This window comes from Spirosoma harenae, from assembly GCF_054776975.1.
Map to the genome: position 1 here is coordinate 178,626 of NZ_BAAHBD010000014.1, position 25,384 is coordinate 204,009.

Genomic DNA, 25,384 nt, shown 5'->3' on the forward strand with positions numbered 1-25,384 from the left:
TCATTCCGATCGCAACGATTTCACGGGGTTAACAAACGCGGCTTTTATCGTATGGAAACTTACCGTCAATAAGGCAATGAATACGGCCAGAAAACCGGCTATTGCAAATACCCACCAGGAAATGCCGATGCGATATGTATACGATTGAAGCCACTGATTCATAGCGTACCAGGTTATCGGAATGGCAATGAAAAAGGCAGTTAGCACAAGTTTGAGAAAGTCTTTCGAGAGTAACGCAACGATCTGGCCGACTGTAGCGCCCAACACTTTCCGAATGCCAATTTCCTTTCTAGCCTGCTCAACCGTAAACGAGGTTAAACCAAAAAGGCCCATACACGAAATGAACACAGCTAAGGCAGCAAAAAGACCCGCTAATGTCTTGGTCCGTTGCTCGTTATCGAATTTTTTCGCGTACTCCTGATCGACAAACTGAAAATCGAATGGGTAGGCAGGGTTGTATTTTTTGAAAACTTCTTCAGCCATGGCCAGATTGTCGGCAGTAGCACGGGATGGGTTGAATTTGATGTGCATCGTATTGAACCATGAACCAGGACCCTGAATAACAATCGGAGGAACTTTGTCGTAAGGTGAACCCACTACGTAATCTTTGACAACACCAACCACCTGCCAGCTTATTTTCTCATCCCGATTGCTGATTATTTGTCCAATCGGATGTTTAAAGCCCATCGTTTTGACAGCCGTTTCGTTCAGAACAACCGAAAAGCTATCTGCCGGATACTTATTTATATCAATATCCCGTCCTTCGATCAATTTCAACCCCGCTGTTTTAATCAGATCGGCATCAGAACTGAATAAGGTAATGGTTGTATTAGTGTCTTTGGGCGCTTCTCCCGGCCAGCGAAGTCCCCACGTATGCCAGCCTTCGCTGGTCATACTGGTCAACGTTTTCGTGACGGATGTGGCTACACCTTCATTCAGGAGCGCCTGTTTTATGGGTTGGTAATTCTTCTCAATATCGCCGACAAAGTTTACGTGAATCAGGTCATTGTTCGCGTAACCTTTATCGCGTTCCTGCGCATAGATGATCTGATCGCGGACAATAATCGTAGCAATGACCAGAATAATCGCGAACGTGAATTGTAACACAACCAGTATTTTTCGGGGCGATACGCCAAGCTGCGTTTGCCGGAATCGTTTCGTAAAAATGCCAAGGGGCTGAAAAGACGATAAATAAAAGGCTGGATAACTCCCCGCTAAAAGGCTGGTAAACAAAATAAATCCGAAGGCAACCAGCCAGAATTGAACGTTGTAATAGGGAATCAAAAGCTGCGTACCAATCAGCGTATTAAAAGCAGGAAGCGAAAGTTGAACAATCAGCAGCGCAATGGCTCCCGATAGGCAAGTCGTTAGAAAGGCTTCGATAATAAATTGACCAATTAGTAACCCACGGCCCGCGCCAGCCACTTTTCGAATCCCGATTTCCTTCGCTCGTTTTTCACTTCGGGCCGTACTCAGATTCATGAAATTAATGCAGGCAATCAGCAGGATAAAGGCGGCAATTATGCCAAATACGCGAACCGTTTCAATACGTCCGCCAATTGGTTTTCCGTTCTCAAAACTGCCGTATAAATGCCATTGACTCAGCGGATAAATAAAGTGCGTCCAGACGTCGTTTCGGCCTGCATGAACACGGGTTATATCTTTAATTTTTTCACTGAATGCTGCGCTGTTAGCAGCTGGTTTAAGCCGTATAAACGTTGCAGTATTGTTACTGAGCCAGCTTTCATTGCTCCAGCCAGTGCCCAGTTTTTTCAGGTAATCCCAGGGCAGTAGATACTCGAAAGAAAACCGGGTATTAGGCGGCAAGTCTTTCAAAATACCCGTCACAACGAAATTATCGACCGAATCCAGCCGAATCGTTTTGTTCAGTGCGTCTTCATCGCCAAACAGTTTCTTCGCCAGCTTTTCGGTAATAACAATGGATGAACTATTGGCAAGCTGATTCTGTTGAGCACCTTCTACCAGTGGAAAACTAAACATAGTCAGAAACGGCGGATCAGCGAAAGCACCTTCAATTCCTGTAAAGCGTTTATCACCAACCCGTAGCAGAAATTTGTCGATGTCTTTAACACGCGTTACTGCTTCAACTTCCGGATAGTTTTCTTTTAAGGAAGGTCCCAATGGTTGTGAGGTTACTGGAATCGCAAATGCGGCACCATCTGTATTGCTCGTAAGCCCGTAAACCTGATGAAGCTGGTCTTTATGCACATGGAACTTGTCGAAGCTAACTTCATTCTGAAGCCAGACCAGAATAAGCGCGGCTCCAGCCATACCAATTGCCAGTCCGATAATGTTAATGGCCGAATAACTTTTCCCTCCAATCAGGTTTCGAAAAGCAATTTTAAAATGATTTCGTAGCATAAGAGTATTTGTTGGATTGGGGTATTCCTCGGGTTTACGTCGAATAAATTCAGGTCTCATATACGCCAGTACGTCCAGCCAATAGCGTCGTCGGGCCTTCCTCTCCCCGATTTGCCGGACCCGCAAACCGTAGCGTTCCTGCAAATCACCCAGCACCTCTTCCCGCAAATGCGGAGCGCAGAACCAGTTCAGCAGACGATCAGCCAGGCGGGGGGTCATAGCGATGAATGATAAGTGATGAGTGATAAGTGAGTTGAAAAAAGCATAGCAGAATATTGACCATTCATCGCTCATCACTCATCGTTCATCACTCTGAACGAAGTGAGTGAACCGGATTCACCAACGCGGCTCTGATGCTGCGGAAACTGACCGTCAGCAAGGCAATGGAGAGCGCCAGTAATCCAGAAAGAGCGATCATCCACCATTCGACATCGATGCGGTAGGCGAAATCCTGCAACCATTTATGCATGGCATACCAGGCAATTGGCGCGGCAATAACCACGGAAATCAGCACCAACCGAACAAAGTCTTTGGCTAGTAACTGCACGATACCTGGTACCGAAGCACCCATCACTTTACGTATACCAATCTCTTTGGTCCGTTGCTCGATCACGAAAGCCGACAGCGCAAACAGACCAAGGCTGGCGATTATGATGGCGAGTATGGCAAACACAGAAAAGAGCTGCTGCGTACGCTGCTCACTGGCATAAAACGTTGCGAATTGATCATCCAGAAAATGGAATTCCAGCGGACCGCCCGGATTGAAAGCCGCCCATTGCTGCTTCAGATTATCCAGAAAACCAGCCACATCCGTCGGTTTAATTTTAACAACGATACCCCCAGCATTTCTGCCCATCATTAGCATGAGCGGGGCCACTTTCTGTTTCACCGATGTGTAGTTGAAATCCTTCACTACACCAATGACTTTGAACTCATGATTCCCCGATCGCACGACGGATCTACCGATTGGATTAACTCCTTTCCAACCCAGTTCACGAACCGCCGATTCGTTGATGAGTACGCCAGAAATCGAATCCGTCGGAAAGTCTCTTGAAAAATTCCGGCCCTGTATGATTTGAATGCCTAGCGTTTGTAGGTAATTATAGTCAACGTGGTAGATGTTGGTGTGAATTTCAGTGCCGTTTGATTTTTCGTTTTTCGGATAAATCTGCGTTCCATCCATCATAACGCCACCCGGTACATACCTTGACAGACTCGCCGATATCACATGCGAATCCTGTGAAAGCTGATCCTTAAAGGCCAGTTGTCGATCAGCTAGCAACCGGGTATCGGGCAGCGCAATCACCTGGTCTTTTTCATAGCCCAGTTTTTTATTCTGCATGTAATCCAGTTGCTTATAGACAACAATCGTAGCAATCAGCAGGATAGTCGAAATGGAAAACTGGAATACAATCAGCCCGCTATGTAATGATTTTTTCTGTGAGCCTTTACCGAAAAAGGAGCCTTTTAAGGTTTTAATAATACTGAATGACGACAGGAAAAAAGCGGGGTAAAGGCCGGCAATTATTCCGGATAAAAGACTAATCAGAAATAATGCAAGTATTGTCTGAACGTTCAGAAAGAAGGAGAAGCTGATCGTTTTGTTAGCAACCTGATTAAAATAGGGTAACAACAGGATTATCAATCCATAAGCGCAGACCATTGCAAAAAAAGTCAGTAATACCGATTCAGTCAGAAACTGGAAAACCAATTGATTTTTAACCGATCCCATCACCTTCCGAATACCAACTTCTCTGGAACGTTTTGCTGCCTGCGCCGTCGATAAATTAGTGAAGTTAATACAGGCTAATAACAGGATGAAAAACGCTAATGCAGAGAAAATATAGACGTATTGAATATCGCCATTGGGCTCCATTTCGTATTTGGTATCCGAATACAAATGGATGTCCGTAAGCGGTTTTAAAAAGAAACGAAATGTCTCAACCGACTTCTGCGCTTCGGCCAAACTAATCCCCATATCCCGTTGTACTTCGGGCACTACGTGTTTGGCAACGAGTTGTGGGAATTTCGCTTCCAGCTTTTTCGGATCGGCTTTATCAGCTAGTTCCAGATAGGTATAAAAGCCAAGGTTACTCCAGGTTGGATTCGTGATATGCCGCGTCGATAAACTCATAAACGCATCTGCATGGAAGTGCGAATTGTCCGGTACTTTATCGATAAGGCCCGTTATGGTAAATGATTCGCGTTGCGTACCAACCATCAAAGATTTTCCAATTGGGTCTTCGTCGCCAAAATATTTTGTGGCAAATTCTTTCGAAAGAACGATACTATTGGGTGCTACCAGTGCCGTTGCCGCATTGCCCTTGATGAGCGGAATAGAAAACAATTGCAGGAAATTGGAATCTGCAAAAGCAAGGTGAGTTTCTTTGAACTGCTTTTCCTGGTATTGAATATAGTCGGTGGCAAGCCCAAATCGTGTCGATGCTTTTACTTCGGGAAACGCTCGTTGAATACCCTCACCAACAGCCACATCGACGTTAGGATAAACTTCCACATTGCCATTGCCAACCACGGAAAGCTGCACGCGATATAGGTTGTTGGCCTTGGTCGAGTATTTGTCGTAGCTCAATTCGTTGTATACAAATACCGCAATGAACATAAAGCTTGTCAGCCCAATGGCCAACCCCAGAATATTGATGACGGTAAATGCTTTATTCAGCATCAAATTCCGCCAGGCGATTTTCAAATAATTACGTATCATATCAGTAGTGCTTGGATTGGGGTATTCTTGCGGTTTACGTCGAATAAATTCAGGTCTCATATACGTCAGTACATCCAGCCAATAGCGTCGTCGGGCCTTCCTTTCTCCGATTTGCCGGACCCGCAAGCCGTAGCGTTCCTGCAAATCACCCAGCACCTCTTCCCGCAAATGCGGAGCGCAGAACCAGTTCAGCAGACGATCAGCCAGGCGGGGGGTCATAGCGATGAATGATAAGTGATGAGTGATAAGTGAGTTGAAAAAAGCATAGCAGAGTTTTGACCATTCATCGCTCATCACTCATCGCTCATCACTCTGAACGAAGTGATTTTACGGGGTTAACCAACGCAGCTTTTATACTTTGAAAACTCACAGTCAGTAATGTAATGAGCAAGGCACCTGCGCCAGTGGCGGCAAAAATCCACCAGGATAACTCGGTACGATATTGATAATTCTGGAGCCAGTTACCCAGGAAATAATAAGCGACAGGACTTGCCAGACAAAAGGAAATGATGACTAATTGGATAAAGTCTTTCGACAATAAACCCCACAGATTCAGGACCGATGCGCCCAGCACTTTACGGACGCCGATTTCCTTAGTACGCTGCTCTGCTACATAGGAAGCTAATCCAAACAGGCCCAGGCAACTGATGAAAATAGCGAGAACGGCAAAGAAGGAAGCCAGCGTACCGATTCGTTCTTCAGTGGCAAATTTCTTGGTGTATTCTGCGTCGGCGAATTTGTAGTCGAAGAGTGCGGTCGGATTGTACTTCTGGAAAACCGTACCAACTTTACTTACGGCCTCACTGGCACTCATATCGGGGTTTAGCCGGAAATTAATAAAGTTACTGGGGAAATTACTGATGTAAAATAGCGTCTGACGAGCGGGTTCATACGGCGATTCCATCACCATATCCTTAATGACGCCGATTATTTTATAGCGCAAATTGCCTTCGCGAATGGTTTTCCCAACCGGATCTTTCAATCCCATAAACTTGGCTGCCGCTTCGTTAATGACCATCGCGGCAGAGTCGGTGCTGAATTTTTTCGAAAAATCGCGACCTTCTTTAAACTGCCAGCCAATGGTTTTCCCGAAGTCGTGGGTTACGCCGATGACAGCAAAATCGGGCTGTTGATTCGGGTCTTTCCCATCCCAATCGAACCCACCATTCACTGTCCAGATGCCCGTCAACGGACTTTCCGATTCCGCTATTTCCGAAACAGCCCCAGATTGAATCAACTCGTCTCGGAACGCATCAAAATGGTTGTGAATATCAGGAGTGGTTGTCTGCACATAAAGTAACCCACTTCGACTATAGCCAATCGGACGATTTTTGGCAAACTGAATCTGCCGAAACACAATGATTGTCCCGATAATCAGCGTAACAGAAACGGTAAACTGAACGACGACCAATACCTGCCGGGGTAACGAGGCAAATCGACCAACCCGAAAAGTACCTTTCAATACTTTCACTGGTTGAAAAGCGGATAAGTACAGAGCGGGATAGCTACCCGCAATTAGGCCGGTCAGTAACGTGAAGCCGATACCTAACAGCCAGAAAACCGGCGTCGACCAAAGAATCGTCATCTGCTTGGCTGCCACCTCGTTGAAGAAAGGCAGAATTAGTTGCACCAGCAATAAGGCCAGCCCAAACGCAATAAAAACGACCAGCATGGATTCGCTTAAAAACTGACTAATCAACTGCGTACGAACCGAACCAATGGCCTTCCGAATCCCTACTTCTTTGGCGCGTTTTTCGGAACGCGCCGTACTCAAATTCATGAAATTGATGCAGGCCAGGAGCAAGACAAACACGCCAATAATTCCGAAAAGCCAGACGAATTGAATTTGACCACCAACGTTTACACCATTTTTAAATTCTGAATACAGATGCCAATTGCGCATTGGTTGCAGGAAAATTTCGGGTTTGAATTTGGCTTGTTCTTTCCCCGCACTAGCCAGTTTAGCATCCTTTATAGTTGCCGAAACCTGATCTAAATCCGCTTTGTCAGCCAGCTGAACATAGATTTGAAACGAGTTATTATCCCATTTTTGCTGTGAGTTTTTCACCCAGTCCCGAATGGCCACATTTACCTGCCACGGAACCATGTATTCCAGATTACTGAATCGAGTATTATACGGCAAATCTTCGTACACACCCGTGACTTTCACAGCGGTCTGATTATCAATCTTTAGCAGTTTTCCTAAAGGGTCGGCAGTACCAAAAAACGACTTGGCTACCGATTCGGAAATCATGATGGAAAAGGGTTCCTGCAAACCTGATTTCGTGCCTTTCAACATCTTCAGAGAAAACATATCGGGCGCTTCTGGCTCAATATAATTCCCAACCCGCCATGATTTTTTATCACCAAACGACAGTAAGTGTCCTTCTGCCCAGGACGATAGTACTACGTGTTTGAAATGATCACCATACTTCGTTCGTAGTTCTGTTGCTAGTGGGATAGGAATAGCGGCAAACGTGGATGTATTCCCATTAATGGTTTGGGTTTGCATCACCTGCGCAATCCGATCGTAGTTTTTATGGTATTTATCGAACGACAATTCATCATAAATCCACAAGCCGATCAGCATCGCCACCGCCATCCCGACAGCCAATCCCCCAATATTGATAATCGAATACGCTTTTTGGCGGGTCAGGTTCCGAAACGCGATTTTGAAATAAGTCCGTAACATCGTTGTATTGGTTGGATTCGGGTATTTTTCAGGTTGTCGTCTGATTATCGAAGGCCGCAAATAGGCTAGTAGCTCGAGCCAATAGCGTCGTCGGGCTTTCCTCTCCCCTACTCGCGCGACTCGTATAGCATATCGTTCATGCAAATCACCCAGCACTTCCTCACGCAAGTGAGGAGCACAGAACCAATTCAGCAGGTAATCAGCCAGGCGAGGTGGTGGCATAGTGATAAGTGATAAGTGATGAACGATAAGTGATGAGTAATAAACAGAGTGCGTCAGCCAACTCATCGCTTATCACTTATCGTTAAGATTAACTCCACTCCAGTCGAATATTAGGAATAATGCGATCCCAGAGTCGGTTTCGAACGGACCGTACATCACTCAGAACACGACCGCCTAGCGCCGTTACCGTAAATAGCCGTTTCCGGCGGCCACCACGCTCAGCGGTTGCCTCGCCCATTTCTGAACGTAGGTAGCCTTTTTGTTCCAGTCGTTGTAGAGCCGCATGTACAGCTCCCGTACTGACGGCATTACCCGTTTCGTGCTCAAGCTCTTCAGCAATCATTACTGAATACGCTTTGGGCGATAAAGCGGCTACGGCCAGCAATACCACTTCTTCAAACTCACCTAAATCGCTGCGTCGCATAGGTAATTTATTGAACTATTGGGATGATCGATCATTTCATCTATTTCGGTATATCAAATGCCCGGCCAAAGTAAAAAAAGATGTTTTTTAGCAAGAAAAAGCCTATTCGATCGAAAAATGAGGGGATGCCATTGTCCAAAAACGGACAGTTTCTGTACGCTTGTGGACAGATTTAATCAGCTTAACTAAATAATTTATGTTGATACATCAGTATATGGGAACGGTTGCAATCTTTAACAAAAAAGCATAGCAGAATATCTGCTATGCTTTTCAAACCAACCTAATCTGAACTACGGCGTCTCTCTCCCACTTGGGGGAGGGATTGGCCGGTTCATTTTCCTTTCGATGCCAGCGTATTCTTACTGGCCACCGACGCTATCTATTGCGTAAATTTCTGTAGTCTTCTTTTATAATCTCCAATACTTGCGATAATCACTATGCCAATAAAGATGCCAATTTAATTAGTATAGTTGCATAAGCAATGCAATTAGTTAATCGTTTAAGCAAATTTAAGAAAATTGGCTACGTAGTTAGTTACATTGCCTATAGTAAAAGTTCCACAAAATTGTCAGATGCTAATCAGGCAAATCAGAATTATAGATTAAGACTCTGTTAACTCTCTTGCATGATAAGTGGGTAACAAACAAAGCTGTCCTATTTTTGTCTTACTAAATGAGCATTGACTAGCTCACCTTTCATAACCACTTAACATTTATTTTGTATGGCAATCAAACGGAATGCTTCTGCCCATTGGGAAGGTTCAGGCAAAGACGGTAAAGGATCTGTAACGACCGCAAGTACTGTACTCGACAAAACTCAGTATTCTTTCAATACACGTTTTGCAGATGGCGTCGGTACAAATCCGGAGGAGTTGGTAGCTGCCGCGCATGCGGGTTGCTTTTCGATGAAATTAGCATTTAACCTTCAGGAAGCCGGTTTTACTGCCGACTCGATTGATACGCAATGCACCATCACGCTCGATCCTTCCAGCGGTAGCATTACTGAATCGCATCTGGTTGTTAAAGCTAGTGTGCCCGGCATTGAGGCTGAGAAGTTCCAGTCGCTGGTCGATGATGCGGAAGCTAATTGCCCGATTTCCAAACTGTTTAATACCAAAATTACGGTCGAAGCCAGTCTGTCGTAATACCAGGTGCGCTTCTCGAATGTTTTCGTAAAGCAGTAAAGCCGGGGCAACCCGGCTTTTTCTTTAACCCTTCTGTTCTCAGAATCAACGCATGGAATTGCTTCATTTCATAACTAATCTCATTCAACAGCTAAGAATTGGCTGGGTGCAAACAACATTTGGTTTACTGCTTTGCTCGTCTGTATCGATGATAACATACGGTCAGTCAGCATTTTCCAAACCTCTCGCCTTTCCGGGTGCCGAAGGGTTTGGTCGCTACACAACGGGCGGGCGGGGCGGCAAGGTAATCATTGTCCGAAATCTGGACGATGCTGGGCCGGGGAGTTTTCGGGAAGCAATTGAAACACGAGGTCCGCGCATCGTTGTTTTTGCGGTATCTGGTACGATTGCCCTCAAATCGAAAATTCTCATTCGGCAAGGTAATCTGACCATTGCGGGCCAATCGGCACCGGGAGATGGTATCTGCCTAAAGAATTACAATCTTAGCATTGAAGCAAACAATGTGATTATTCGATATATGCGCTTTCGGCTCGGCGACGAAGCCAACCAGCAGGACGATGCCATTACGGGGCTTCGGCAAAAGAAAATCATCATTGATCATTGTTCGATGAGCTGGGCCACCGACGAATGCGCATCGTTTTATGACAATGAAAATTTCACGATGCAATGGTGCATCATCGGTGAGAGCTTAAATAAATCAGTCCACGAAAAAGGGGCTCACGGATATGGTGGTATCTGGGGAGGCTTAGGCGCGTCGTTTCACCATAACCTCATTGCCCATCAGCATAGCCGAACTCCCCGTTTCTGCGGTGCTCGGTACCACAAGCAACCCTCGCGCGAAATCGTTGACTTTCGAAATAATGTCATTTACAATTGGGAAATCAACAGTGCTTACGGTGGCGAACAGGGCAACCATAATCTGGTCAATAATTATTACAAATCGGGTCCAGTGACGCCCGAAAAGCTTCGTAGCCGGATCATTAATCCATCGAAGCCATACGGAAAATTCTACGTTTCGGGCAATATCGTGGCTGGTGATGAATTGGTTAGTAAGAACAACCTGGCGGGCGGTATTCAGTGCGATCGTCCTGATTCAGCCCTCGTCACTGAACCTTTTCTGGTCGAAAGCATTGCCGATCAAACTGCTCAACAGAGTTATGAGCAAGTACTTGCAACAGCCGGAGCCAGCTATCGACGCGATGCTGTTGATGGTAGAATTGTAAACGACGTTAGAAATGGAACCGCTCAATTTGGCCGTGAGCACAAGGGAATCATCGACTCGCAAACGGATGTCGGTGGCTGGCCAACCTTGAAACAGCTCTCCCCGCTTACCGATTCTGACGCAGATGGAATGCCTGATGATTGGGAAACGTCGCATGGATTAGATCTGAAGAATCCTGCCGATGCGAGTCAGTTTAAGCTAGATGACCAGTACACCAATGTTGAAGTCTATCTCAATACTATAGTCCGATAGCAACGTGATCCATCATGACAACCAACCACCAACCGAATTGTGGGACCTGTAATCCGGCGGTGTAATTAATTTTGACGTAGTTTAGTCAAAAAATAGGCTTCAATGATTCACTATACCCACCCAAATCGAATTCTGGTTGCGCTGGATTGTATCATCTTCGGCTTCGATGGTGAAGAGATTAAATTGCTACTGATCAAGCGAAATTTTGAACCAGAGCAAGGCAACTGGTCACTGATGGGTGGATTCCTGAATGAAAATGAAGATCTAGAAGTAGCCGCCAACCGCATTCTCTTCACGCTTACCGGGCTGACGAATAATTATCTCGAACAACTTCAGACCTTTGGCGCTGTCAATCGTGATCCTGTGGAACGAACGATTTCAGTTGTCTATTATGCGCTGGTCAATATTCAGGATCAGGATATTCAGGCAATTCGAGCGCACAATGCCGCCTGGATTGGTCTGAGCGAAAAGCCGAAGCTTATTTTCGATCATGATAAAATGGTCGAACAGGCACTGCATCAGTTACGCTACAAAGCCGCTCTTCATGCAATAGGCTTCGAATTATTGCCTGATAAATTCACGATTCCGCAACTCCAGAAGGTATACGAAGCCATTTATAACCGTCAACTCGATCGCCGGAATTTCAGCCGAAAAATCCTTTCTACCGATTTGCTGATCGCGACGGGTGAGAAAGATGCTAACTCTGCCACTAAAAAAGGGCAGCTATTTCAGTTGAACGCCGAGAAGTATCAGAAATACCTCACCGATTACGTCAGTTTCTTCCCAGAGTTGACCCTGGCCTGATTTTTCGAACCGGAAAAATAATTTCTATTTTTCATGGAAATAACACAATGACACAGTAATATTGTGTCACATATACACGATTAAAAAATCGATAATCGTTTATTCCTACTCAGGTACATTTTAGTATGAATCATCAATACGTTATTGGCGTTGATTTTGGTACCGATTCGGTCAGAGCGTTAGTTGTAAATGCACACACGGGCGAAGCCGTCGGAACGCACGTTCATGAATATGCTCGCTGGAAACAGGGCCTCTACTGCAATCCAGCCACATCACAGTTTCGGCAACATCCACTCGATTACCTCGAAGGGCTGGAAGCGGCCATTCAGGGTGCCCTTGCTCAGTCGCCAGATGGAGTACGGCAGCAAGTGGCGGGCATTTCGATTGATACAACTGGATCAACACCTTGTGCGGTTGATGAAACGGGATTACCGCTGGCTCTACGGCCTGATTTTGCGGAGAATCCCAATGGGATGTTTATTCTCTGGAAAGATCATACGGCTAATAAAGAAGCTGAAGAGATCAATACGCTGGCTCACCATTGGGATGTGGATTACACCAAATACGTTGGTGGAATTTATTCGTCCGAGTGGTACTGGGCAAAAATACTACGTACGCTCCGTGTCGATGAAGCGGTTCGTGAGCGTGCTTTTTCATGGATCGAACATTGCGACTGGGTATCGGCCGTTCTGGCGGGAAATACTAATCCGCTGACACTCCGTCGATCACGTTGTGCAGCAGGCCACAAAGCACTCTGGCACAGCGAGTTCAACGGGTTACCATCCGATGAATTTCTAACTAAATTAGATCCTTTGTTGAGCGGCCTTCGAGATCGGCTTTTTACGGATACCTATACGGCCGATCAGTCAATGGGAAATCTTTCGCCAGAATGGGCGGAAAAACTGGGTCTTTCGACTTATGTAGTAATTGGTGTGGGAGCTTTCGATGCACATATGGGTGCCATCGGTGCTGAAATTGAACCATATGCGTTTGTTCGAATTATCGGAACCTCCACCTGCGATATTCTCATGGCACCTAATGATGAAATTGGCCATCGGCTCATTCGGGGTATTTGTGGTCAGGTAGATGGCTCAGTTGCACCAGGCATGCTTGGGCTTGAAGCGGGTCAGTCGGCGTTTGGTGATGTATATGCGTGGTTTGCCCGATTAATTACTGGCCCTGTACGAGAGCTACTTGGTAGTGAGGCAGCGGATAAATTGGCCAGTCAATTAATTCCGCATTTATCCACTCAGGCATCGCAGCTACCGGTTACTGAAAACGATGTTATCGCCCTCGACTGGATCAACGGACGCCGTACACCCGACGCAAATCACACGCTCAAAGCAGCCATTGCTGGGCTTAACCTCGGTACAAATGCCGCTACGATTTTCAAGGCGCTTGTTGAAGCCACAGCATTTGGCTCCCGGAGTATTGTGGACCGGTTTATTGAAGAAGGCGTTCCCATCAAGAAAGTGATTGGCATTGGCGGTGTGGCCAAGAAATCACCATTTGTGATGCAAACCCTTGCCGATGTATTAAATAAGCCCATCCAGGTCGCCAGCGCCGATCAGGCCTGCGCGTTGGGGGCAGCTATGTGTGCTTCCGTTGCCGCTGGCATTCATCCAACAATGGAAGCCGCTCAACAAGCAATGGGATCAGGTTTCGATGCCGAATACCATCCCCGCCCAGAAACGGTAGCCATTTATGAAAAGCTTTATCAGAAGTATTTGAAGCTGGGAGCATATATTGAAAACCAATGATTTAGCATCTTAAATTATCCTGATTAGTAAGCTAGGAAAACTTAAGATGCATCCTTCCTCAGCTTGGCAAAAAAGACACAAAAAACATGCTTGATTTAAAACAATACGAAGTTTGGTTCATTACGGGCAGTCAACATTTATACGGGGAAGAAACGCTCAAACAAGTTGATTCCCACTCGAAAATTATTGCCGACTCATTCAACGAAGCACGGCAAATTCCGGTACGGGTCGTTTTCAAACCTGTCGTGAAAACGCCCGACGAAATTTACGCCATTTGTCAGGAAGCGAATGTAGCGCCCAATTGCGTGGGTATCATTACCTGGATGCATACGTTTTCACCCGCTAAAATGTGGATTCGTGGGCTTAATGTTCTGAAAAAACCAATGCTCCATCTGCATACGCAGTTCAACCGTGATATTCCCTGGGGCGAAATCGACATGGATTTCATGAACCTCAACCAGTCGGCTCACGGCGACCGGGAGTTTGGCTTCATCATGTCGCGGATGCGGCTGAATCGAAAAGTCGTGGTTGGTTTCTGGCAGGAACAGGATGTTATTGATAAGATTGCCTCCTGGACACGCGTGGCAGTAGCGGCCTACGGACTGAAAACCATGAAAGTAGTGCGCTTTGGCGATAACATGCGCCAGGTCGCGGTAACGGATGGCGATAAAGTAGCCGCCGAAATGACGTTCGGAATGTCGGTGAACACGCACGGAATTGGCGATCTGGTGGCCGTAATCAATCAGGTAACGGATGCCGAAATTGATCAATTAGTGACGGAGTATGCCGATAGCTATACATTAATGAATTCGCTCCTTAAAGGAGGTGCTCAACACAGTTCGTTGCGTGATGCTGCCAAAATTGAGATTGGTCTGCGTGCGTTTCTGAAAGACGGTAATTTTTCGGCCTACACGGATACGTTCGAAGATCTGCATGGCATGACTCAGCTGCCTGGCATTGCCTCGCAACGGCTTATGGCCGACGGCTATGGGTTTGGGGGCGAAGGTGACTGGAAAACCTCGGCGATGGTACGTACGATGAAAGTAATGGCGGCCGGATTGCCTGGTGGCAATTCGTTCATGGAAGACTATACATACCATTTCAATCCGGAGAATCCGCTTGTGCTAGGTTCGCACATGCTCGAAATTTGCCCATCGATTGCGGCTGGAAAACCATCTTGCGAGATTCATCCGTTGGGAATTGGAGGTAAAGCAGATCCGGTTCGACTGGTGTTCAATGCACCCGCTGGTCCAGCAATCAATGTGTCGCTGATCGATATGGGGAATCGGTTCCGATTGCTAGTCAATGAAGTCGAAGCTGTAGAGGTTCCTGAAGCACTACCCAAACTACCCGTAGCGCGCGCCATCTGGAAACCTTTGCCCGATATGCAAACCGGCTGTGCTGCCTGGATTCTGGCCGGAGGAGCGCACCACACAGTCTACAGCCAGAACCTGACAACCGATCACATCGAAGATTTCGCGGATATTTTCGGTGTCGAATTAGTCGTCATCGACCGAAACACAACTCTTCGTCAACTCAAGAACGAGTTACGCTGGAGCGAAGCTGCCTATAGGTAAAGATTGTTGAATGATTGAGTGATTGACTTGTTGAATCAGGTTTCGTTAGCTATTCTGATTCAACAAGTCAATCACTCAATCATTCAACAAATCAATCATTCAAGCCATGTATACGACTTTAAAAGAAGAATGCTATGAAGCCAACATGCAGCTCCCAAAGTTGGGACTGGTGTTGTTTACGTTTGGGAATGTGAGCGCCGTAGATCGCGAGCGGGGTGTGTTTGCGATCAAACCAAGTGGTGTTCCTTACGACCAGCTAACGCCTTACGATATTGTAATTTGTGACTACGATGCCAATGTGGTAGAAGGAACAATGCGTCCGTCGTCTGATACGAAAACACACGCCTTGCTATATAAAATGTGGGAGAATATCGGCGGTATCTCTCATACGCATAGCACGTATTCAGTCGCCTGGGCACAAGCGGGAATGGACATTCCTATTTTCGGAACTACCCACGCCGATCATACGCATCAGGATATCCCCTGCGCACCCGCCCTGACCGACGCCATGATTCAAGGCGATTATGAGTATGAAACGGGCAACCAGATTTTCGATGCCTTTGCCCAGAAAGGACTGTCATACACCGAAATGGAAATGGTATTGCTCCAGAATCACGGTCCATTTACCTGGGGAAAAACGGCCGAAAAAGCGGTATATAATTCAGCTGTACTCGAAGAAGTGGCTCGCATGGCGTATCTGACGTTGCAGATCAATCCGAATACGCCCCGCATCAAAGACACGCTTCGGCTGAAGCATTATGAGCGGAAACATGGAAAAGATGCCTACTACGGTCAGGGATGCTAAAGGGATAATTCCTGGTTAGTTGTGCTTTATAGTATTAAACAGCGCAATATCCCTTTATTAATTTCCGAAATTGCCAAGTCAAACATCTAGTTATTCATGAAATTTCTAAATCAATTCCTATCTCTGGCTCTGCTTACGAGCCTCGTGACTATGAATTCCTGTACCTCTAAAAAAGAAAAAGAGGCTGAAACGCAAAAGCCCGGCATTGACAAAACGACATACGGCCAACTGCCTGATGGAAAAACAGCGGACCTTTATACGCTTCACAATGCAGCCGGTATGACCGCCAAGATTACCAACTATGGAGGGATTATTGTCAGTTTAACGGCTCCTGACAAGGATGGTAAATTCGAAGATGTTACACTAGGTGCAGATTCACTGTCAGGCTACGTGAAAGGTACGCCCTATTTTGGCGCCTTGGTCGGTCGGTACGGGAACCGAATTGCGAAAGGGAAGTTTACGCTTGATGGAAAGACTTATTCGCTGGTTACCAACAACATGGGCAATCACCTGCACGGCGGTACGGTCGGGTTCGATAAAGTACTCTGGACAGCTACGCCTGTCGATGGCGAAGAACCCGCGCTAAAACTGGCCTACACGTCAAAAGATGGCGAAGAAGGTTATCCGGGCAATCTTTCGGTTGAAGTGACGTACACGTTGCAGAAAGACAATTCCTTAAAAATTGATTACCAGGCCACAACGGATAAACCCACAGTTGTGAACCTGACAAACCATACGTATTTTAACCTAACCGGCGGAGCGAAACGTGATGTTCTCGATCACGTTCTGACGCTCAATGCAGATCGCTTTATCCCAGTCGATAAAACCCTAATTCCGACAGGTAAATTACAACCTGTTGCCGGTACACCTTTCGATTTTACTCAGCCAACAGTTATTGGTAAACGCATCAACGATTCGACTGATGCTCAAATCAAATACGGCCTGGGTTATGATCATGGCTGGGTGTTGAACGGCTCCGGCGATTCACTTAAACTAGCAGCTACGGTTTACGAACCGACCAGCGGACGTGTAATGGAAGTGCGGACAACCGAACCTGCTATACAATTTTATACTGGGAATTTTCTGGATGGTACCGTAATGGGTCGGGAAGGATTCGCGTATAAAAAACGGTACGCACTCTGCCTCGAAACCGAGCATTATCCTGATTCGCCTAACCAAGCCTCGTTCCCATCAACGGTTCTACGACCTGGCCAAACCTACAAAACCACGACGGTTTACCAGTTTTCGACGAAAAAATGATCTGATTGCTGTTTCAGGTTTAATGGTTCAAATTTCAGGTTAAACTTGGGACTTGAACCATTTTCCTTTTCGGAAAAGATTAGCTTGTTTTTGTCCTTCTGACCGGTCCGCCGGTGCGGCAGGAAGAATCTGGAGATATCCTTATTTGTGAGTGATAATACGATAAGATTCTTCCTGCCGCACCGGCGGACCGGTCAGAAGGACAAAAACCACTTTCGACTAAAAATTCAAACAGGTTCTAACCTCGTTAATTAATCAACAAGAACACGAAACGACAAATTATGCCAGAACAAACCCTTTCAGATCGGGCGGATATGCCCAAAGCGTACAATCCCGTACTGGAACGCCGAACTGTAGAAAACGCGAATCGGAATCTGCTCAAGTATTTGAAGCCAGGTTTAAGGGTGCTCGACGTAGGCTGCGGATCAGGAGCGATTACGCGCAGTATTGCTGAAAAAGCGGGGCCAACGGGTTGGGTGTTAGGCATCGATCCAAGCGAAAGTTTAATGGTGCAAGCCCGTCAGAACGTAGGTGATTTGCCAGGAATTACCTTTGAACAAGGTGATGTGTACACATTCGATACTCCGCAACGATTTGATTTAATTACCTGCGCCCGAACGCTGCAATGGCTGGCTCAACCGGAAGCGGCTTTGATCAACATGAAACGATTGCTGAAACCGGGCGGCAATCTGGCGATACTTGACTACAATCACGAAAAGATTAGCTGGGTGCCCGATCCGCCCGCATCCATGCGGTTATTTTATGATGCGTTTCTAAAATGGCGCCAGGATGCAGGCTTCGACAACGCCATTGCCGATCATCTGGACGCGATGATGCAGCGTATTGGCTTTGAGACAATACAAGTGGAATCTCTCGTTGAAATCTCTCGAAAAGGCAATTCTGATTTTGCGACAACCAGCCGATTATGGTCCGAAGTAGCCGAACTACGTGGCCCGCAGTTGGTTCAGTCAGGTTACATCACTGAGGACCAGCGTTTGCTAGCTATAGCTGATTATGATAATTGGATTGCCACCGTTGGCGAATCAATGACGGTGTATATGTTAGCCGTTGAAGGGCAGCAGCCAACTTGATTATTAGCCCAAAGTTTATTGAATTACAGTCAATAATGGCTGAAAAGAACAAGTACCACTTCCTAGGTCTGTGAGGACACAGACCCCCTACCGGAGAGCATTGCTGGCTGACGCACAGGCGTCTGTGAGGACACAGACCTAGAAAGTGGGAATATTACCCCCAAACCCGACGCAAAAACCGCAGACAGTTACCGTGCATCACATTAGCGACATCTTCTTCGGTATAGCCGCGCTGACGCAACAAATCTGGTATTTTTTGTAGATCGGCAATCGTTTCCAGATCGTAGGGGCATTGTTCTTTTCCGAAAGCGCCGTCCAGATCGGAGCCGATCCCGATGTGGTTTGCATTTCCTGCAATCTGGCAAATATGATCCAGATGATCGATCATTACTGAGAGGGTACAGTTTGTTTCTTCGGGCGTCGATTGGCCACGAACCCAGCCCGGTACCATCATCCAGGCATCTAAGGCTCCGCCAATCACGGCGTCACGGGCAATAAGTTCCTTAATCTGCTCGTCGCTAAACTGGCGATTATGATTGACCAGTGCCCGACAATTGTTATGGCTCGCCCAAACCGGACCAGAAAAATAGTCTAGCGCTTCCCAGAAACTATCGTCGCAAAGGTGCGTGGCATCCAGAATAATATTCAATTGTTGCATTTCGCGCAATAATTCGCGACCAGCCAGCCCAATAAATCCGGTTGCATCAGTTCCCTGTGCGTAACGACCGGGGCCGTAATGCGCTGGGCCAATAGCCCGAAGTCCGTACTGATAAGCTCGCTCAACATAAGCCGGCGTTACGATTGAATCAGCCCCTTCCAGGCTCAGAATATAGCCAACAGGTTTCTGGTCATTCGGGCTTCCATCTGTCCAAAGGGCCAGGTGTTTTTCAAGGCCGTTCAGATCGCAGATTTGCACCATTTCGCCCGCTTCTTCCATCGTTTTATACCAAATCTGTTGCCCCTGCGTCTGTGCCCAGGCCTGCTCGGGCGATTGCCAACCTGGTAATGGATTTCCAGGGGCAACAAACCGGGCAATCTGTGTAGCAACGACCAAGCCAATATTCCCTTGCCGGAGTGCTGGTAACGAAACCGTACCTTTCCCGCGATCAGGTTTATCGGTCATTCCTTTTTCGCGTTCGCGGAGTCGAGCCACCGATTGCCGGAGGTCACGATTCCACTCCATCGCGTTCATACTCAGGTCGAGGTGGGCATCTATAGTGAACATGGGATTTTGAAATTTATACTGCGATTACTCGATCTCTGGCGATAGTTCGCCATTCGCCGGTTAATGCGCCGTTTTCGATCGTGTAAGCCCGTTCATAAAGGGCGACTGTAGGACAAATGTGATTGGGCAGTCCGTAAAATACGTCGCCCACTTTATAGGGGTGCCCCTCTCCTGCTTCCAGTACCAGATGTTCTTCGCTTTGCCCGACGGCTTTTAAATCGGGGGCATTCAGGAAGGTTACGCGTTGACTTAATTCCCCCTCAGCAGCTACCGATTTGTGCCCAAGATCAACACATATTTTTGTGGATGTAGGCAAGGAAATTACTCGCGTAACGACCAAAGCCGCAGGCTCGAAGGGCTGCTCTGGTAGAATCGTCTGATAGCCTTTATCCCAATATATAAATGTACCGGGACTACATTCGACACTGGGTCGTTTAGCATGAATCGGAAAAGATGGGCTTCCTCCCATCACTAACACGGGCTTTTTATAGCCTCGTGCCGTTAGGGTTTCGCTCAGCAATTGTACAGGCCAGAAAGCGGCATCACATTCGTTCGTACGAATCGTTATGTCCGGATTGCGTAGTTGCCCATCATACGCATGAAGGCCGATGGGTTCTACGCCTGGAAGCTGATCCAGTTCGACATACAGGGTCAGAACAGCTCCACCGGGAGCAATACCGGTTCGATTCATACCCACGTTCAGGTCGATGAATACCGATATCACCACATCAGCAGCAACAGCTTGTTCTGATAAAGCCTGGGCCGTCGTGGAATTATCGACCAGACAGGAAAATTTCGTTTCCGGATAAGTTTTGATCAGCTCAATCAGCCGATGAATTTTAGTGGTATTCGGCTGATACGCCAGCAACACATCGGGTGCGCCAATCATGGCCAGCATCTCAGCTTCAGCGATGGTCGCGCATTTGAATTTGCGAATACCCGCGTCCAGCATCAATTGAGCCGCTTCGCGTGACTTATTCGTTTTGATATGCGGACGCAACCGATTTACATCGCTAATCATGCTGACGAATCGGTCGACATTCTTTTTTACCCGATCCGGATATACAACCAGCGCGGGCGTATCCAATTGGGCAATATCATCGATTGAATACCAAGCCGTTGCTTCCATATATCAAACTAGCTCAAACAGTGCTTCAATCTCCACCGGAATATTATCGGGCAAGGTGCCCATACCTACTGCCGACCGTACGCCAATGCCATTTTCCGTTCCCCAGACAGCCGCAAACAGCTCGCTACATCCGTTGATAACATAGGGGTGACGGCCAAAATCAGACGTACAATTGACCATTCCCAGCACTTTAATAACCCGCTTCACCCGGTCGAGACTGCCTAGATGCGTCTTAATCGTCGATAAGATGGTCAAGCCTACTTGCCGAGCGGCTAATTTGCCTTCTTCGATGTCCATATCTTCACCGATACGGCCAATAATTAGACTTTTATCGTCCTGGACGGGGCCATGACCGGAAACGTAAAGGTATTTACCGTCAATTAAATACGGTTTGTAAACTCCCAACGGGGTTGGTGCAGGAGGTAAAGAAAGGCCCAGTTGGGCGAATGTACTCTCGGGCGATGCTACGTCAGGTTGCATAAGGTTGCCAGGTTCAGTAATTCAATAATACGTTTAGCGTAGGGGTTGCAAACTTAATTGAAACTCTGCGTCCGGTTGCTATATTGTTTCATTTTTACCTACGCATGAAACAGCGAATCGCCCATATGGCCTTAGTCGTAGCGGATTACGACGAGGCAATTCAATTTTATACACAGAAACTTAACTTCATTCTTCTGGAAGATACCGTTCTGACCGATACGAAACGATGGGTAATAGTAGCTCCGCCGGGTTCCACCGAATGTAGTCTGTTATTAGCCAAAGCTGCCGATGATAGCCAACGAAGCCGGGTTGGTAATCAGACAGGTGGGCGGGTGTTTCTGTTCTTATTTACCGACGACTTTTGGCGCGATTACAACCAAATGCTAACCAGAGGAATCCATTTTGTACGGGAGCCAGTCGAAGAAACGTACGGAACGGTCGCGGTTTTTGAGGATTTATACGGCAATCTGTGGGATTTGCTGGAACCAACTTCCTAATTCAGCCACAATACGCTACTAACTTAATAGCGTATTGCTTCTATAAGAATTTTGTCATGCTTCCTTCGTCAGCATGACAAAATCAATTACTTTCTATAGTTAGACAGATTCTGAATAAAGTAGTATATCACATCTATCAAATCCTTTTTAAATTTGTCGATTGACCGAACTCTACTTGACCACTTCATGCACCGAACGTCGATAATCCTATTTTTTGCCTTATCGCTATCCTTCCGTAGCTGGAGCCAATCAACTCAATCTGATAGTTTGTTCGTACAAAATGCCAAGGTACAGGCTATTCGTCAGTACGAAAAAGCAATGTACAGACATGAGCATGTGTACGAAGGCAACGAGTACATTACCCACGATCACCGCATCAAAATTCACCCCTATTATTTGGTCGACAGTTTGCAGAAAGGTACTGTTTATTACAATGGTTTCCAGTATCACGATGTACCGATGCTGTATGATGTTGTTCGGGATGAGGTGTCTATTCAGCCACCCGAGGGAGGCTATCGTGTACGGCTTCACACCAATAAAATCAGTTCGTTCGCGATGGGCAAGAGCCGATTTGTTCAAATCCTGGGCGATAGTGCTCAAGGCGTACCTACCGGTTTTTACCAGCTTCTGCACGATGGCACGATCAAGGTGCTGGCACGACGTATCAAAACGATTCACGAAGACATTTCGAGTGGCAGTTATAAAGCGGACTATCTTTTGCAGGATCGCTTTTACATCTTGAAAGATGGTGCTTACCATCAGGTTAAAACCAAAGGATCGGTCCTGAGTCTGTTTCCGGATAAAGAAAAAGCGAAAGAAATTCGAAAGTTTATCCGAACCAATCGACTCAAATTCAAAAATGAAATGCGCGAGGACGCTATTACTCGCATAGCTCAACGATACGAGGAATTAACGCACTGACTATGACCAACCTGTACCGAATTACATTTTTCCTGTACCTATTGGCCTGTTTGAGTTTGGATGTCTGCGCTCAGGCAATCGCCGATAAGCCAATCAGCGGTGAGTTTACCAACGTAAAATTCGCATCGTTTGTAGAGCAAATTGAATCGCAAACGCCGTATCGATTCTTCTTCAATCCTACGGATGTCGATAGCCTCATTGTTGATATGCGCGTCAGCAATCAGCCCGTACGATCGGTACTTCAGCAGTTGTTCAATGGAACAAAATATAATTACGCTATCGACCAGCAGCAGCGAGTTTATATCACCATTGGGCGAGTGATTCGCACCGACTTACCCATCGGTTTTTTCCAGGGAGGTGCCACTCCTGGAAACGATTCAACGATGAATGCCTACTTAACTCAAAATCAGCGAAAACAACAGGCTGAACCAGAAGGCAAGCTGTATGAAATTGGCAAACGGACGAATCCAATCCGGCCCGGTCGCGCAACGATTGCCGGTCTTGTGCGCAATGTTTCTTCAGGAGAACCCATCGTCGGCGCGGCTATTTTTATTGAAAACCCTCGTCTCGGTACGGTCAGCGATCAGTTTGGGTATTACTCGATTACGCTCCCCCGAGGACGGCACGATCTGAAACTGCGAAGTATCGGTCTGAAAGATACTCGCCGACGCATCATTCTTTACGGAGATGGCAAATTTGACATCGAGATGGAAGACGATGTAATCGCCCTAAAAGAAGTTGTGATTGAAGCCGAAAAGGACAAAAACATTTCCGGGCTTCAGATGGGTCAGGAACGAGTCGATATTAAGAGTATCAAACAGGTACCTACTGCCCTTGGAGAAGCTGATTTGCTGCGTGTTATTCAGACGTTACCAGGGGTAAAAACGGTCGGCGAAAGTTCAACCGGCCTCAATGTACGCGGGGGTGCTACCGATCAGAACCTGATTCTGTATAATGACGCCACGATCTATAATACAGCCCACCTGTTCGGTTTTTTCTCAGCGTTCAACCCCGACATGATCAAAAGTGCGGAACTCTACAAAAGCGCCATTCCGTCGCGGTTTGGGGGTAGATTAGCATCGGTACTGGACGTGCAGACGCGTGATGGGAATAAAAAGAAGTTTGTTGGATCGGGAGGGATTGGGCTACTAACTGGCCGTCTGACGGTAGAAGGACCTATTTTTAAAGACAAAACGTCGTTCATTGCAGGTATCCGTTCGACCTATTCTGACTGGCTGCTGAAGCAACTCAAAAATTCGTCTTTCAACAACAGCACGGCTTCTTTTTATGATCTTAACCTTCATGTTACGCATGATGCGAACGAGCGAAATACGTTCTATTTCACAGGCTATTTAAGTAAGGATAGATTCCGGCTCAATAGCGATACGACGTATCAATACCAGAATAAAACGGCGACGCTAAAGTGGAAACACATTATCAACAACAAACTCTACAGCGTTTTTACGGGAACTTACAGTGGCTATAACTACACCGTATCAAGCGATAAAAATCCGGTAAATGCCTATGATCTAAACTTTGGTATTCATCAATCGCAGGTTAAGGCCGACTTTAACTTTTTCCCCAGCAACCAGCATACGGTTGATTTCGGTATTAGTAGCACCTACTACAAACTTTCGCCCGGCAATTTCCAGCCACGCGGTGCCGAATCACTAATCAGACCCGATGTAGTACCCGATGAACAGGGGTTGGAAAGTGCCATTTACATTGGCGATCAGTTCAACATTAGTCCAAAACTGTCGATCAGTGGGGGAATTCGTTACTCGCTTTACAATTATTTAGGGCCTCATGATGTGTACCAGTACGCGCCGGGTGTTCCAAAAACACAAAATACAATTATCGATACGTTGACGTATGGTAACAACAAATCCATCACCTCGTACCACGGCCCCGAATATCGAATTGCGTTGCGCTACGGGCTGTCATCAACAGCATCGCTCAAATTGAGTTTCAACCGAACCCGGCAATACATTCAGATGCTGTCGAACACGACGGCCATTTCTCCAACCGACATCTGGAAGCTGAGTGATTCGCACATCAAACCGCAGATAGGCGATCAATACGCGATCGGTTTGTATAAAAACAACCGCAACAATACCATCGAAATGTCGGTGGAAGCGTATTACAAAACCATGCAAAATCGGCTGGATTTTCGGAGTGGCGCATCGCTGATTCTGAATCACCATATCGAAACCGATGTAGTCGATGCCGAAGGGGAAGCGTATGGTATTGAGTTTCTGGTGAAAAAAATGACGGGCAAACTAAATGGCTGGATCAGCTATACCTACGCCCGAACACTCTTACGGACGTCGGATGTCAATAGCAACGAAATCATAAATAAAGGCAGCTGGTACCCAAGCAATTACGATAAGCCGCACGATATTACGATGATCGGCAATTACAAGATCAATCGCCGGTTTAGCCTGTCGTTGAATTTCACCTACAGCACGGGACGTCCGATCACGTTGCCTGTCTCGAAATACGTTCTCGATGGTGTTCCCCGATTACTTTATTCCGATCGGAATCAGTACCGAATTCCTGATTATTACCGAACGGATTTTGCGATGAATATCGAAGGAAATCACAAGGTTAAAAAGCTGGCGCACAGCTCCTGGACCATTGCCGTTTACAATTTGCTTGGGCGGCATAATCCCTATTCTGTCTATTTCAAAACGGAAGGTACCCGGATCAATGGTTATCAGTTGTCCATTTTTGGTCAACCCATTCCATCCGTTACCTATAATTTCAGGTTTTAAG

At 46.5% G+C, this 25,384-nt stretch carries 18 protein-coding genes; 11 read left to right on the plus strand and 7 right to left on the minus strand.

Annotation, left to right across the window (positions count from 1 at the left end):
• The 4 genes from ACYVE4_RS20315 to ACYVE4_RS20330 form a co-directional block, all read right to left on the minus strand.
• Entirely contained in the window at nucleotides 1-2,601 is a 2,601-nt protein-coding gene (locus ACYVE4_RS20315; RefSeq protein ID WP_461042050.1) for an ABC transporter permease, read from the minus strand.
• A gap of 88 nt (nucleotides 2,602-2,689) precedes the next feature.
• Entirely contained in the window at nucleotides 2,690-5,323 is a 2,634-nt protein-coding gene (locus ACYVE4_RS20320) for an ABC transporter permease (RefSeq protein ID WP_461042051.1), read from the minus strand.
• An 88-nt stretch (nucleotides 5,324-5,411) separates the two neighbouring features.
• A complete protein-coding gene (locus ACYVE4_RS20325; protein ID WP_461042052.1) occupies nucleotides 5,412-8,018 on the minus strand; it encodes an ABC transporter permease in 2,607 nt (868 codons plus the stop codon).
• 88 nt (nucleotides 8,019-8,106) lie between these two features.
• Nucleotides 8,107-8,442, minus strand: a complete 336-nt coding sequence (locus tag ACYVE4_RS20330) for a PadR family transcriptional regulator (RefSeq protein WP_461042053.1) — start codon at nucleotides 8,440-8,442, stop codon at nucleotides 8,107-8,109.
• A 721-nt stretch (nucleotides 8,443-9,163) separates the two neighbouring features.
• Between ACYVE4_RS20330 and ACYVE4_RS20335 the strand changes: the two genes are divergently transcribed.
• From ACYVE4_RS20335 to ACYVE4_RS20370, 8 genes are all read left to right on the plus strand, one after another.
• Entirely contained in the window at nucleotides 9,164-9,586 is a 423-nt protein-coding gene (locus ACYVE4_RS20335) for an OsmC family protein (protein WP_461042054.1), read from the plus strand.
• A gap of 91 nt (nucleotides 9,587-9,677) precedes the next feature.
• The gene (locus ACYVE4_RS20340) at nucleotides 9,678-11,060 is read left to right on the plus strand and encodes a pectate lyase family protein (protein ID WP_461042055.1); all 1,383 of its coding nucleotides are present in this window, start codon (nucleotides 9,678-9,680) and stop codon (nucleotides 11,058-11,060) included.
• A gap of 102 nt (nucleotides 11,061-11,162) precedes the next feature.
• Entirely contained in the window at nucleotides 11,163-11,864 is a 702-nt protein-coding gene (locus ACYVE4_RS20345; protein ID WP_461042056.1) for an NUDIX hydrolase, read from the plus strand.
• Between the two features lie 125 nt (nucleotides 11,865-11,989).
• Nucleotides 11,990-13,624 carry a ribulokinase gene (locus tag ACYVE4_RS20350; RefSeq protein ID WP_461042057.1) on the plus strand — a complete coding sequence of 545 codons (1,635 nt, stop codon included), beginning with the start codon at nucleotides 11,990-11,992 and terminating at the stop codon, nucleotides 13,622-13,624.
• A gap of 86 nt (nucleotides 13,625-13,710) precedes the next feature.
• Nucleotides 13,711-15,201 carry an L-arabinose isomerase gene (araA, locus tag ACYVE4_RS20355; protein WP_461042058.1) on the plus strand — a complete coding sequence of 497 codons (1,491 nt, stop codon included), beginning with the start codon at nucleotides 13,711-13,713 and terminating at the stop codon, nucleotides 15,199-15,201.
• Nucleotides 15,202-15,307: 106 nt separating this feature from the next.
• A complete protein-coding gene (locus ACYVE4_RS20360) occupies nucleotides 15,308-16,006 on the plus strand; it encodes an L-ribulose-5-phosphate 4-epimerase (protein ID WP_461042059.1) in 699 nt (232 codons plus the stop codon).
• A 96-nt stretch (nucleotides 16,007-16,102) separates the two neighbouring features.
• Complete coding sequence (locus tag ACYVE4_RS20365; protein WP_461042060.1) at nucleotides 16,103-17,266, plus strand: aldose epimerase family protein; 1,164 nt, start codon at nucleotides 16,103-16,105, stop codon at nucleotides 17,264-17,266.
• 281 nt (nucleotides 17,267-17,547) lie between these two features.
• Nucleotides 17,548-18,357, plus strand: coding sequence for a methyltransferase domain-containing protein (locus tag ACYVE4_RS20370; RefSeq protein WP_461042061.1), 810 nt, complete (start codon nucleotides 17,548-17,550; stop codon nucleotides 18,355-18,357).
• A gap of 154 nt (nucleotides 18,358-18,511) precedes the next feature.
• Here ACYVE4_RS20370 and ACYVE4_RS20375 read toward each other — a convergent pair whose 3' ends face one another.
• Genes ACYVE4_RS20375 through ACYVE4_RS20385 form a run of 3 tightly spaced genes read right to left on the minus strand, consistent with a single transcriptional unit; the run spans nucleotide 18,512 to nucleotide 21,191 of the window.
• Complete coding sequence (locus ACYVE4_RS20375; protein ID WP_461042062.1) at nucleotides 18,512-19,582, minus strand: dipeptidase; 1,071 nt, start codon at nucleotides 19,580-19,582, stop codon at nucleotides 18,512-18,514.
• Nucleotides 19,583-19,595: 13 nt separating this feature from the next.
• The gene (locus ACYVE4_RS20380) at nucleotides 19,596-20,711 is read right to left on the minus strand and encodes a D-TA family PLP-dependent enzyme (RefSeq protein WP_461042063.1); all 1,116 of its coding nucleotides are present in this window, start codon (nucleotides 20,709-20,711) and stop codon (nucleotides 19,596-19,598) included.
• 3 nt (nucleotides 20,712-20,714) lie between these two features.
• Nucleotides 20,715-21,191 carry a RidA family protein gene (locus ACYVE4_RS20385; RefSeq protein ID WP_461042064.1) on the minus strand — a complete coding sequence of 159 codons (477 nt, stop codon included), beginning with the start codon at nucleotides 21,189-21,191 and terminating at the stop codon, nucleotides 20,715-20,717.
• 104 nt (nucleotides 21,192-21,295) lie between these two features.
• On the opposite strand from ACYVE4_RS20385, the gene ACYVE4_RS20390 reads away from it, so the two are divergent.
• The 3 genes from ACYVE4_RS20390 (at nucleotide 21,296) to ACYVE4_RS20400 (ending at nucleotide 25,383) form a co-directional block, all read left to right on the plus strand.
• Entirely contained in the window at nucleotides 21,296-21,688 is a 393-nt protein-coding gene (locus ACYVE4_RS20390) for a VOC family protein (RefSeq protein ID WP_461042065.1), read from the plus strand.
• Nucleotides 21,689-21,874: 186 nt separating this feature from the next.
• Nucleotides 21,875-22,609 carry a hypothetical protein gene (locus tag ACYVE4_RS20395; protein WP_461042066.1) on the plus strand — a complete coding sequence of 245 codons (735 nt, stop codon included), beginning with the start codon at nucleotides 21,875-21,877 and terminating at the stop codon, nucleotides 22,607-22,609.
• A 2-nt stretch (nucleotides 22,610-22,611) separates the two neighbouring features.
• A complete protein-coding gene (locus ACYVE4_RS20400; RefSeq protein ID WP_461042067.1) occupies nucleotides 22,612-25,383 on the plus strand; it encodes a carboxypeptidase-like regulatory domain-containing protein in 2,772 nt (923 codons plus the stop codon).
• The last annotated feature ends 1 nt before the right edge of the window (nucleotide 25,384 follow it).

What these genes read in the sequence shown, in the direction of transcription:
- ACYVE4_RS20315 (WP_461042050.1), bottom strand. Translation starts at nt 2,601, where the DNA reads ATGACCCCCCGCCTGGCTGATCGTCTGCTGAACTGGTTCTGCGCTCCG.
- ACYVE4_RS20320 (WP_461042051.1), bottom strand. Translation starts at nt 5,323, where the DNA reads ATGACCCCCCGCCTGGCTGATCGTCTGCTGAACTGGTTCTGCGCTCCG.
- ACYVE4_RS20325 (WP_461042052.1), bottom strand. Translation starts at nt 8,018, where the DNA reads ATGCCACCACCTCGCCTGGCTGATTACCTGCTGAATTGGTTCTGTGCT.
- ACYVE4_RS20330 (WP_461042053.1), bottom strand. Translation starts at nt 8,442, where the DNA reads ATGCGACGCAGCGATTTAGGTGAGTTTGAAGAAGTGGTATTGCTGGCC.
- ACYVE4_RS20335 (WP_461042054.1), top strand. Translation starts at nt 9,164, where the DNA reads ATGGCAATCAAACGGAATGCTTCTGCCCATTGGGAAGGTTCAGGCAAA.
- ACYVE4_RS20340 (WP_461042055.1), top strand. Translation starts at nt 9,678, where the DNA reads ATGGAATTGCTTCATTTCATAACTAATCTCATTCAACAGCTAAGAATT.
- ACYVE4_RS20345 (WP_461042056.1), top strand. Translation starts at nt 11,163, where the DNA reads ATGATTCACTATACCCACCCAAATCGAATTCTGGTTGCGCTGGATTGT.
- ACYVE4_RS20350 (WP_461042057.1), top strand. Translation starts at nt 11,990, where the DNA reads ATGAATCATCAATACGTTATTGGCGTTGATTTTGGTACCGATTCGGTC.
- araA (WP_461042058.1), top strand. Translation starts at nt 13,711, where the DNA reads ATGCTTGATTTAAAACAATACGAAGTTTGGTTCATTACGGGCAGTCAA.
- ACYVE4_RS20360 (WP_461042059.1), top strand. Translation starts at nt 15,308, where the DNA reads ATGTATACGACTTTAAAAGAAGAATGCTATGAAGCCAACATGCAGCTC.
- ACYVE4_RS20365 (WP_461042060.1), top strand. Translation starts at nt 16,103, where the DNA reads ATGAAATTTCTAAATCAATTCCTATCTCTGGCTCTGCTTACGAGCCTC.
- ACYVE4_RS20370 (WP_461042061.1), top strand. Translation starts at nt 17,548, where the DNA reads ATGCCAGAACAAACCCTTTCAGATCGGGCGGATATGCCCAAAGCGTAC.
- ACYVE4_RS20375 (WP_461042062.1), bottom strand. Translation starts at nt 19,582, where the DNA reads ATGTTCACTATAGATGCCCACCTCGACCTGAGTATGAACGCGATGGAG.
- ACYVE4_RS20380 (WP_461042063.1), bottom strand. Translation starts at nt 20,711, where the DNA reads ATGGAAGCAACGGCTTGGTATTCAATCGATGATATTGCCCAATTGGAT.
- ACYVE4_RS20385 (WP_461042064.1), bottom strand. Translation starts at nt 21,191, where the DNA reads ATGCAACCTGACGTAGCATCGCCCGAGAGTACATTCGCCCAACTGGGC.
- ACYVE4_RS20390 (WP_461042065.1), top strand. Translation starts at nt 21,296, where the DNA reads ATGAAACAGCGAATCGCCCATATGGCCTTAGTCGTAGCGGATTACGAC.
- ACYVE4_RS20395 (WP_461042066.1), top strand. Translation starts at nt 21,875, where the DNA reads ATGCACCGAACGTCGATAATCCTATTTTTTGCCTTATCGCTATCCTTC.
- ACYVE4_RS20400 (WP_461042067.1), top strand. Translation starts at nt 22,612, where the DNA reads ATGACCAACCTGTACCGAATTACATTTTTCCTGTACCTATTGGCCTGT.